This is a genomic window from Streptosporangium sp. NPDC050855, assembly GCF_044456585.1.
GTDB classification, from domain to species: domain Bacteria; phylum Actinomycetota; class Actinomycetes; order Streptosporangiales; family Streptosporangiaceae; genus Streptosporangium; species Streptosporangium longisporum.
The window spans coordinates 242302-252338 of the sequence record NZ_JBITFY010000004.1; the positions used below are offsets into that span (position 1 = coordinate 242302).

The following is a 10037-nucleotide window of genomic DNA, read 5'->3' on the forward strand; positions in this document are numbered from 1 at the left end:
CGCCCCGGCCTTTCCCGGCCGGGGCGTTCGCGTACCACGGATGATCAGTCCCGGTCGGAGCTGACCGTCGTCTTCTGCACCTGCAGGAGGAACTCCGCGTTGGACTTGGTCTCCCTCATCTTCTCCAGGAGGAGTTCGAGGGCCTGCTGCATGTCGAGGGCGTGCAGCACCCGGCGGAGCTTCCAGGTGATCTGGAGCTCGTCCTTGCCCATCAGGATCTCCTCCTTGCGGGTGCCGGACGCGTCGACGTCCACCGCGGGGAAGATCCTCTTGTCGGCCAGGGAGCGGTTGAGCTTGAGCTCCAGGTTTCCGGTGCCCTTGAACTCCTCGAAGATGACCTCGTCCATCTTCGAGCCGGTCTCGACCAGCGCGGTGGCCAGGATCGTCAGCGAGCCGCCGTTCTCGATGTTGCGGGCGGCGCCGAAGAAGCGCTTGGGCGGGTAGAGCGCGGTGGAGTCGACACCACCGGACAGGATGCGGCCGGAGGCCGGGGCGGCGAGGTTGTAGGCGCGGCCCAGACGGGTGATCGAGTCCAGCAGCACGACCACGTCGTGGCCCAGCTCCACCAGGCGCTTGGCCCGCTCGATCGCCAGCTCGGCGACCGTGGTGTGGTCCTCGGCCGGACGGTCGAAGGTCGAGTGGATGACCTCGCCCTTCACCGACCGCTGCATGTCGGTGACCTCTTCCGGACGCTCGTCCACCAGGACGACCATCAGGTGGCACTCGGGGTTGTTGCGGGTGATCGCGTTGGCGATCGACTGGAGCACCATCGTCTTGCCGGCCTTGGGCGGGGAGACGATGAGGCCGCGCTGCCCCTTGCCGATCGGGGCCACCATGTCGATGATGCGGGTGGTCAGGATGTTCGGCTCGGTCTCCAGACGCAGGCGCTCCTGCGGGTAGAGGGGGACGAGCTTGTTGAAGTCGGGCCGCTGCCGGGCCTGCTCCGGGTCCATGCCGTTGACCGTGTCGAGGCGGACCAGCGCGTTGAACTTCTCGCGGCGCTCACCGTCGCGGGGCTGGCGGACGGCGCCGGTGACCACGTCACCCTTGCGCAGGCCGTTGCGGCGGATCTGGGCCAGGGAGACGTAGACGTCGTTGGAGCCGGGCAGGTATCCGCTGGTCCTGACGAACGCGTAGTTGTCGAGGATGTCGAGGATTCCGGCGATCGGGATCAGGACGTCGTCGTCGCCGACCACGGGCTCGTTGCTGTCGAAACGGTCACGGCCACGGCGGTTGCGCTCGCGGAACCGGCCGCGACGGCCGCGGCGGTCGTCATCCTCGCCCACCCCGTGCTGGTCGTTGCGGTCCTGGGGGCCGCGGTTCTGCGGGCCCCGGTCGGCGCGCTCGCCACGGTCACCGCGCTCGGAGCGGTCACCGCGGTCGTTCAGCCGCTCGGAGCGGTCGCCACGGTCGCCCAGGCGCTCGGAGCGGTCGCCACGGTCGTTCAGGCGGTCGCCACGGTCACCGCGGTCGTTGAGCCGCTCGGAGCGGTCACCGCGGTCGCCCAGGCGCTCGGAGCGGTCGCCACGGTCGTTCAGGCGGTCGCCACGGTCGTTCAGCCGCTCGGAGCGGTTCTGGCCGGCGTCGGCGGCGCGCTGGTCACCGCGCTCACCGCGCTCACCGCGGTCGCGGGTCCGCTCGCCGCGCTCGCCGTTGCGTCCACGGCGCTCGCCGCGCTCGCGGCGGCTCTCGCCACGATCGCCACGGCCCTCGGCCGGGACGGTGTCGATGGTCTGCTGCTCCACGACGGGCTCGGGCGCCACCACGGCGGCCACGGGCTCGGGGGCCGCGGCCGGGGGCGCCTGCTCCACGACGGGCTCGGCGGCCACGGCGGGGCGGGAACGTTCCCTGCGGGTACGCGCCGGACGCTCGGTGACCGGGGCGGCCACGACGGCGGGGACGGCCGCGGCCGGAGTCTCCGGGACGGTGACGGGAGCCTGGGCGCTCTCGCTGGAGACGCCCTGCTTCTCCTGGATGGCCGCGATGAGCTGGCTCTTGCGCATCCGGCCCGTCCCGCTGATGCCGAGGCCCGAGGCCATGGCCTGCAGCTCGGGCAGCACCATGGCGGACAGGCCGGTGCCGGAGCGACGGCGCGGCTTGGCCGCGGGGCGGGTGGGGGTGTCACCGGCCGCCGGCGGCGTGCCGGTGACGTCGGAGAGGAGTTCGGTGGTGTCGCTCACTAATGGGTCCTTCCCAGGGGTCGGGCGTGGCCATGATCAGCCAATCGTCCCGGTGGTGCCATCGACCCGGTGGGACAGACCGGGTCGGGTTGCACGTCGCGATCCTCGACGGCCCATGGAGGGCCGCCGCCGCTGTCGGAGAAGGCGTATCCAGGCCGTCACCATCGAGAATCGCCGACGGTGGGACTTGGAGGACACCTCCCGGATCGCTAACCGGCAACCAGATGTCGAGGTAGATCGAACGCGCATGTCCCCGAAAACACCGCTTCTCGGTGCCCCAACCGAATGTGGAGCGTTCGGAGGCGGCGAATTTCGGGGAGGCCACTGCGGCGCTCACGCCTCACAGGTGAGACATGATGCAGCGATGTGTGGCTGACAAGCACGCACCCAACGCGGGGCACCTGGTGCGGCTATCAGCCTAACATCACCAGCGCACACAGCTATTCCCTGAAGGTCGAAGAGACGTCAGCGTGTCTCGGGAGAAACGACGCGGGCACCCCGGGTTTCGACATCCAGTGGCTGGATGTGCCAGTCATTACCCACTTCCGCCACCATCGAATCCTGCGTATTCGGCGTGGAAAACGCAAGAACCGTGGGACCCGCTCCCGAGACGACCGCCGCGACGCCGGCCTTGCGCAGCCGTCGTACCAGGTCGGCCGTGTGCGGCATCGCCGGGGCGCGGTACCCCTGATGGAGCCGGTCCTCGGTCGCGGCCAGCAGAAGGTCCGGTTCCGGCCGCGCGGTCAGCGCGGCGATCAGCAGCGCGGCCCGCCCGGCGTTCGCGGCGGCGTCGGCGTGCGGGACGTCCTCGGGCAGCAGCCCGCGGGCGACCTCGGTGGAGAGACGGAACCGGGGGATCATGACGACCGGGCGGACGTCCGGGTGCGGGAGCAGCCGCACCAGGTGCGGCACGCCCGCGTCGTCCGTCCACGCGATGGTGAGCCCGCCCGCCAGGCACGGCGCCACGTTGTCCGGATGGCCCTCGATCGCGGTGGCCAGCGCGAGGACGCCGTCGTCGGTGAGATCGCCGTCTCCGGACGGGTCCCCGACCAGGACGCCGTCGACGGCCCCGGGGTCACCGGCCGGGCCCTGCGGGCGGGAGGCGGTCGCCAGCGCGCGGGCGGCGAGGATCCCGGCGCAGATCGCCGCCGAGGAGGACCCCAGGCCGCGGGCGTGCGGGATGCGGTTGAGGCAGCGCAACCGGATGCCGCGCGGCTGCGGGAAGCCCACCGCGTCGAAGGTGGCGCGCATCGTCGTGACGATGAGGTGCCCCTCCCCGTCGTCGAGCTCGCCCGCCCCCTCCCCCTCGACCTCGATCACGACGCTCCGGGAGCCGGTCCCGGCGGAGGGCTCGAACAGCTCGGCCTCGACCTCGTCGTACAGGCCGAGGGCCAGTCCCAGCGTGTCGAAACCGGGACCGAGGTTGGCCGACGTCGCGGGAACCTGGACGATCACCCTGCCGGCGGTCATCGGTGTCCGGGGGCCAGGCCCCCCGGTGTGGCCATGGCGGACACGTCACCTCTCCTTCCTGCCCCGCTCGGCGGGGTGTCTGCTGCCGTACCCGTGTACGCGCGCGGTGGCGGACGGCGCCGCGAGGTCACGCGGGGCCGTACGGGCCGTGCGGGGACGCGGGGGCGGCCCGGCGGTGGATCCGGACGAGCCGGGGTCACTAGGCGAGTTCGAGGGCGGTGGCCGCGGCGTGGGCGTCGATCGGGATCGTCACCGGCGTCGGGGCGCCCGAGATCGCCCAGTCGGGGTCCTTGAGGCCGTTCCCGGTCACCGTGCACACGATGCGCTGCCCGGGCTCGACCAGCCCCTGCCCGTGCGCCTGCAGCAGGCCCGCCACGCTGGCGGCGGAGGCCAGCTCGACGAACACGCCCTCCTCCTGCGCCAGCAGCTTGTACGCGGCGGCGATCTGGCGGTCGGTGACGGCCTGGATGACGCCGCCGGACTCGTCCCTGGCGGCCTCGGCGAGGCCCCACGAGGCGGGGTTGCCGATGCGGATCGCGGTGGCGATCGTGTGCGGGTGGGTCACCGGCGCGCCGCCGACGATCGGCGCCGCGCCGCTGGCCTGGAAGCCGAACATGCGGGGCGTCCGGGTCGCGACGCCGTCCCCGGCGTACTCGGTGTAGCCCATCCAGTACGCCGAGATGTTGCCGGCGTTGCCGACCGGGATGCAGTGGATGTCGGGGGCGTCCCCGAGCGTGTCGACGATCTCGAAGGCGGCGGTCTTCTGCCCTTGCAGCCGGAACGGGTTCACCGAGTTGACCAGCGCGATCGGGTAGCTCTCCGAGAGCTTCCTGGTCATCTCCAGGCAGTCGTCGAAGGAGCCCTCGACCTGGAGCAGCTTCGCCCCGTGCACCAGCGCCTGGGCCAGCTTGCCCATCGCGATCTTGCCCCGGGGCACCAGCACGGCGCAGGTCAGGCCCGCGCGGACCGCGTAGGCCGCGGCGGAGGCGCTGGTGTTGCCGGTGGAGGCGCAGATGACGGCCTTCGCGCCCTCCTCCACGGCCTTGCTGATGGCCATGGTCATGCCGCGGTCCTTGAAGCTGCCGGTCGGGTTGAGCCCCTCGACCTTCAGGTAGACCTCGCAGCCCGTCAGCGCCGACACCCGGTTGGCCGGGACGAGCGGGGTGCCGCCCTCCAGGAGCGTGACGACAGGCGTCGTCGTGGTGACCGGCAGCCGGTCACGGTACTCCTCGATGAGGCCACGCCACGCCCTGGTCATGATCACTCCTCCCGCGCCCGGCCGGTCCGGGCGCGCCACCTGCGGTGTTGAGAAAGGAGTCTACGGGCAACCCGCCCGGTTCCGGGATCCGTGGTCCACCAGATGGACAGGCCGCGCGTCCTGTCCCCAGGAAGCACTCAGAATGGGCCGGTATGGTCTGCCGGGTTCGAGGGGCCTCGACGAGGGCTCGACTGATCGTGGAACACGGTTCTCCGAACGGACGAGGGGTTGTCACATCATGAGGGGCGGGGCGGCCGATCTGCCGCCGATCCGGCACAACGACTACTCACCGCTGGTCCCGCCCGTACTGGGTGAATGGGAGCCGGAACTCCCGGTCAGCGTGGTCGTCCCGGCCCGGGGCGGGCAGCACGGGCTCGACCTGGTCCTCGCCGCGCTGGCCGCGCAGACCTATCCGGATCACCTGATGGAGGTGATCGTGGTCGACGACGGCAGCGAACCGCCGCTGCGGCTGCCGGAGATCACCCCGCCGGACACCAGGATCGTGCGGGCCGGCCCGTCGGGGTGGGGCATCGCCCACGCGGTCAACACCGGCGCCGCACTGGCGCGGGGGCGCGTCGTCCAGCGCCTGGACGCCGACATGGTCGTCTGCCGCGAGCACATCGAGGCGCTGGCCCGCTGGCACCACCTGACCGACCACGTGGTCGCCATCGGCGCGAAGAGGTTCGTCGAGGAACCCGTCCTGACGCCCGAGCAGGTGCACGAGGGCGTGCGCGCGGGCTCCCTGGGCTCGATCTTCGACCTGACGGCCGCGCTGCCCAGCTCCACCGAGCAGACGATCGCCCGCACCGACGGCCTGAGGAGCAGCCGCAACCCCTACCACGTGTGCACCGGGCCGACGGTGTCGATGCGGCGGGAGATCTTCGAGGCCGTGGGCGGGCTGGACCCCGCGGTGCTGCGGGGCGAGGACACCGAGTTCGCCTACCGGCTGGCCGCGCACGGCGTGGTCTTCGTCCCCGACATGGCGGCCCAGGCCGTCCACCTGGGGCTTCCCGCCCAGCGCAGGGACCGGGACCGGGCGGTGCGGCTGGTGGCCCCCTACCTGGCCCACCGGGTGCCGCTCCGCCGCGACCTGCGCAAGGACCGGGGCCGGCACTGGCTGGTCCCGTACGTGGAGGTGGTGCTCGACGCGGGCGGGCCCGCCGGGCCGATCCGCGAGGCGGTGGGCGCGGCGCTCGACGGGTCGCTCGGCGACGTGATCGTCACCCTGGTGGCGCCCTGGTCGCGTCTGGCCGGCGACGGCCGTCCGGAACCGGACGACCCCCTGTTCGACCTGCGGCTGCTGCGCGAGCACTTCGCGCACGACGAGCGGGTGCGGTTCGCCGACGAGGTCTCCCCCACCCCGGCCCCGATCCCGTTCCGCTACACCGGCCCGGTCTCGGTCCCGCTCGGACGGGACTCGCTGGAGCGCATGATCGCCCGCGTGCAGGAGGACCGGTGGGGCATGCTCGTCGTCGATCTCGGCGACGCGGGCACGGCGACGCTGGAGCGGACCGAGGCGCTGGGCCGGGCGAGGCTGCTCGGCGCGCAGGACGTGGCGGCATCGGTCGAGGCCACCCACGGCGTGCTGCGGGGCGACCGGGCGGAGTTCTGGCCGGCCGGGAGGGCGTCCCGCGCACCGGCCGCCGACGGGGCACCGGCCGTCACCGGGGCCGGGGCACCCGCCTCCGGGCGGGCCGCGGGCACCGGCCCCGCCCGGCCCTCGTCCCCGGCGTCCCCGGCGTCCCCGGCACGACCCCGGGATCAGAACCGGGAGCAGGACCGGGGACGGTCCCGCGACCAGGACCAGGCACGGTCACGGGATCAGGACCGGGACCGGGACCGGGCTCAGGGACAGGCTCCGGCGCGGCCCCGGCCCGAGGAGGAGCGCCGTTCCCTTCTCGGCAGGCTGCGCACCGCCCTGAAGAACTGAGGCCCCGCCGCCGGTACGGGAGCGCGCGGGCGAGACCGGACCTCGCGTCCACCGGGACAGGGCCCGGGGAAGATCAGCGGCGACGGGTGATGGCCCGTCTGACCGAGGACAGCAGCCCGTACTGGACGACCTTCCTGGCCGCGGCCAGGTCCTTGCGCAGGGCGCCGACCTCGCGCCGCAGCTCGACCGTGTTCCTGCGCCAGCGGCCCGCCTCGTCGCGCCACTTGGCCACCTGGCCCCTGAGCCGCTCGGTCTCCCTGGTGAGGCGGGCCACCTCGGCCTCGGCCTCGATCCTGGCCCGGTGGGCGCCCCGGCGACCGGTGATGGGACGGGCTTCGGACGCGAACCCGTAGCTCTCGCCGTCCACCCAGATCACGCCGAAGGTGTCCTCCACGGCGTCGTCGAGGTCCTCGCCCTCCTCGCGCACGATCGCGGCACGGGCGAAGGCGGCGGTCCGTTCCAGACGCGCCGTGACGATCATCGGCCCCGCCTCCCGGGTGGGGTCGGCTCCCTCGGCCAGCAGCACCGAGACCAGGCCGTACCCCTCGTCGGCGGCCAGGTCGAGCAGGCGCGCCAGGGTGTCCTCGCCGGGCACCCATCCGGCGGGCAGCCTGAACCGGAACGGGACCGCCCCGACGGCGGAACCGGTGCCGGTGCCGGTGACGGACTCGGTGACGGACTCGGTGACGGACTCGGTGACGGACTCGGTGACGGACTCGGTGACGGACTCGGTGCCGGAGCCGGACTCGGGCGAGGAGTCGACGAGGCGGACCCTGGGCTCGTGGGCGTAGTGGCCGCGGATCAGCGCCAGGTCCAGGTCGGGGTCCCTCAGCGGCGCGCGCCCCTCGGTGCCGACGCGCCCCCACGGCCCGGTCAGGGTCACCGCCACGTCGGGCACGGTGCCCGCGAGCACGGCGTCGACGGTGGCGCGGACCTCGTCGTAGCCGTACCGGTGGCCGTGTCCGGGGCGGCGCCCGTGCTCCTGCCCGTCCCCGTGTCCACCACCGTGCCCGTCGTGCCCGTCGTGCCCGTCGTGCCCGTCGTGCCCGTCGCTCCGGCCCGGCCGTGCCGCGGGTTCGACGATCACCTCGACGTAGGGCACCTTCCACTGCCTGGCCGGGTGCGAGCGGAGCCAGCGGTAGGACGGGATGCGGTCGGCCACGAACGCGTGGCTGACCCGGTCGATCCGGGCCTTGTCGCGCATGCGCATGGTCGGGCCCAGGTGGAAGGCGCGCGAGCGCGGCTCGGGGACGAAGACGGCCCCCGCCTGGGCCAGCCGGTAGCCCAGCTCGGTGTCCTGGCCGAGGATCAGGTCGGTGTCCATCGGCCCGGCGGCGGCGAGCAGCGCGGCGTTGACCGAGGTGGCGCCGCCGACGTGCAGGCTGAAGGCACGGTGCGGGTTGGCGGTGAGGCCGTCGGTGCGGTCGACGAGATCGACCAGCCAGGCGTGCGGCTCGGCGGGCTCGAAGATCGCGGCGAGGTCGTCGGCCGCGGCCACCGTCCCGGGCGCGGGCAGCGCGGCCGGGGTGAAGCGCAGGTACCCGGTGACCACCAGGTACGGGGCCGCGTGGTGCCAGCGCATGTGCGCCTCGATCGACCCTCGGTCGAGGACCACGTCGGAGTCCAGCCAGTGGATCACGTCTCCGGTGGCGGCCGACAGCCCGGCGTTGCGGGCGTGGGCCCGGCCCGGGACGGGACAGACGATCAGGCGGGTCCCGGGCGGGCGGAGGTCCGGCAGGCGCAGCGGCGGCTCGCTGCCGTTGTCGACCACGACGACCTCGGTCAGGGCGGCCGGGTAGGTCTGACCGGCCAGCCCGGCGAGCGCCAGATCGAGTTTCTCCTGGTCACCGTAGGCGGGGACGACCACGCTGACCCGCAGCGACGGCGTCCAGGCCCCTGAGGCGGGGGGTGTGAGGCCGCGGTAGTCGTTGCCGGCGATCCGTGCGGTCATGGCGTTTCCAGGATCAGGCTCGGGCGGAAGCCGCGCCACTGGTTCGACGCGACGCGGAGGAAGTGGGCCAGGGGCAGCCGCCAGGTGTGCCGGGCCTCGATCTGGCGCCGCAGCACGTACCCGAGGCCGTGGGTGCGGTAGGCGCGTGCCCCGGCGGCGTGGGCGGCCTTGAGCAGCCCGGCGTCGACCGCCCTGGGCAGCGGGGGGAAGCCTCCCAGGTCGGCGAAGTCGTCCCTGCGGATCAGGATCGTGCCTCCGGCGACGTGCTCGGACCAGACCTCGCTGGTGTAGTCGGTACGGCGGATCGTGGCGTTCAGCGGCTCCAGGTAGAAGAACTCGGCGGCGGTGCCCACGATGTCCGCTCCGGCGTAGGACCTGGCCAGGAGCAGGTCGGCCAGGTGCTCGGGGCCGTACCAGTCGTCGTCGTCCCACTTGGCGAGGTGGTCGCCGCCCGCCCGGGAGGCCGCCAGGTTGAGCACCTCCCCGAACGGCGTCTCCTCGGCCGCCTCGACCACGGTGACGGGCAGGCCGCACTCGCCCACCGCCCGGCGTACCGGCTCGTGGTCGGCGGGCACCCCGTGCAGGCCCAGCACGACCTCGACCCCGACCCGGCGCTGCCGGGCGATCTGGCCGAGCGCGAAGCCCAGCAGGTGCGGTCTCCTGCTGGCCATCACGACGCTGACCTCGGGCTCCGCCGTCGCCGTCCGGCCGCCTTTCGCGTACTCGCGCAGCCCGTGACGGCGCAGCCGCACGCTCTGCTCCTCCCTGCGCAGGGCGGTGACCGACCGGGCACCGGCACCACCGCCCTCGCCGGGCGTCGCACCGGCACCACCGCCCTCGCCGGGCGTCCAGGAGGCGAGCAGGCGGGCCAGGACGGGGTCCGTCCAGTCCGGCGAGGCCGCGGCATGCAGCGGCACCCCCGCGGCGGCCAGCCCGATCACCGCGTCCACGGGCACCGGGGAGGAGGGCCACCGTACGACCAGCCCGTGCAGCGGGCGCAGACGGGCCGCACAGGCGGCGTCCGGCCGGGCGCCCAGCGGCTCGCCCGCGGCCGACCAGCCCCGGCCGTCCCAGGTCAGCTCGGCGGTCTCCCCGTCCGCCGGGCGCAGGAAACCCACCGGCGTCGCGGGGACGACGGGAGCCGGGGCGGGGGCGAGCGAGGCGGACGGCGCGGGCACCAGCGAAGGATAGCGAGCCCGGAAGATCCGTTTTCACCGCACTTCATACCCGGCATGGACGGTCGCCGAC

The 10037-nt window shown here is 73.6% G+C and carries 6 protein-coding genes; 1 reads left to right on the forward strand and 5 read right to left on the reverse strand.

Annotated elements, in window-relative coordinates; translation table 11 throughout:
* Positions 1-44: 44 nt before the first annotated feature.
* From rho to thrC, 3 genes are all read right to left on the reverse strand, one after another.
* Complete coding sequence (gene rho / locus ACIBCT_RS11895) at positions 45-2180, reverse strand: transcription termination factor Rho (RefSeq protein ID WP_399187510.1); 2136 nt, start codon at positions 2178-2180, stop codon at positions 45-47.
* 465 nt (positions 2181-2645) lie between these two features.
* A complete protein-coding gene (locus ACIBCT_RS11900; RefSeq protein ID WP_399187512.1) occupies positions 2646-3650 on the reverse strand; it encodes a homoserine kinase in 1005 nt (334 codons plus the stop codon).
* Positions 3651-3849: 199 nt separating this feature from the next.
* Entirely contained in the window at positions 3850-4908 is a 1059-nt protein-coding gene (thrC, locus tag ACIBCT_RS11905) for a threonine synthase (RefSeq protein ID WP_399187514.1), read from the reverse strand.
* A 238-nt stretch (positions 4909-5146) separates the two neighbouring features.
* Here thrC and ACIBCT_RS11910 point away from each other — a divergent pair, with 238 nt between their 5' ends.
* A complete protein-coding gene (locus tag ACIBCT_RS11910; RefSeq protein WP_399187516.1) occupies positions 5147-6838 on the forward strand; it encodes a glycosyltransferase in 1692 nt (563 codons plus the stop codon).
* Between the two features lie 73 nt (positions 6839-6911).
* On the opposite strand, the gene ACIBCT_RS11915 is transcribed toward ACIBCT_RS11910, so the two are convergent.
* Together ACIBCT_RS11915 and ACIBCT_RS11920 are read right to left on the reverse strand one after the other, a co-directional pair.
* Entirely contained in the window at positions 6912-8789 is a 1878-nt protein-coding gene (locus tag ACIBCT_RS11915) for a glycosyltransferase (protein ID WP_399187518.1), read from the reverse strand.
* Entirely contained in the window at positions 8786-9967 is a 1182-nt protein-coding gene (locus ACIBCT_RS11920) for a glycosyltransferase (RefSeq protein WP_399187520.1), read from the reverse strand. The genes ACIBCT_RS11915 and ACIBCT_RS11920 overlap by 4 nt, the downstream gene beginning before the upstream one ends.
* Positions 9968-10037 lie beyond the last annotated feature (70 nt).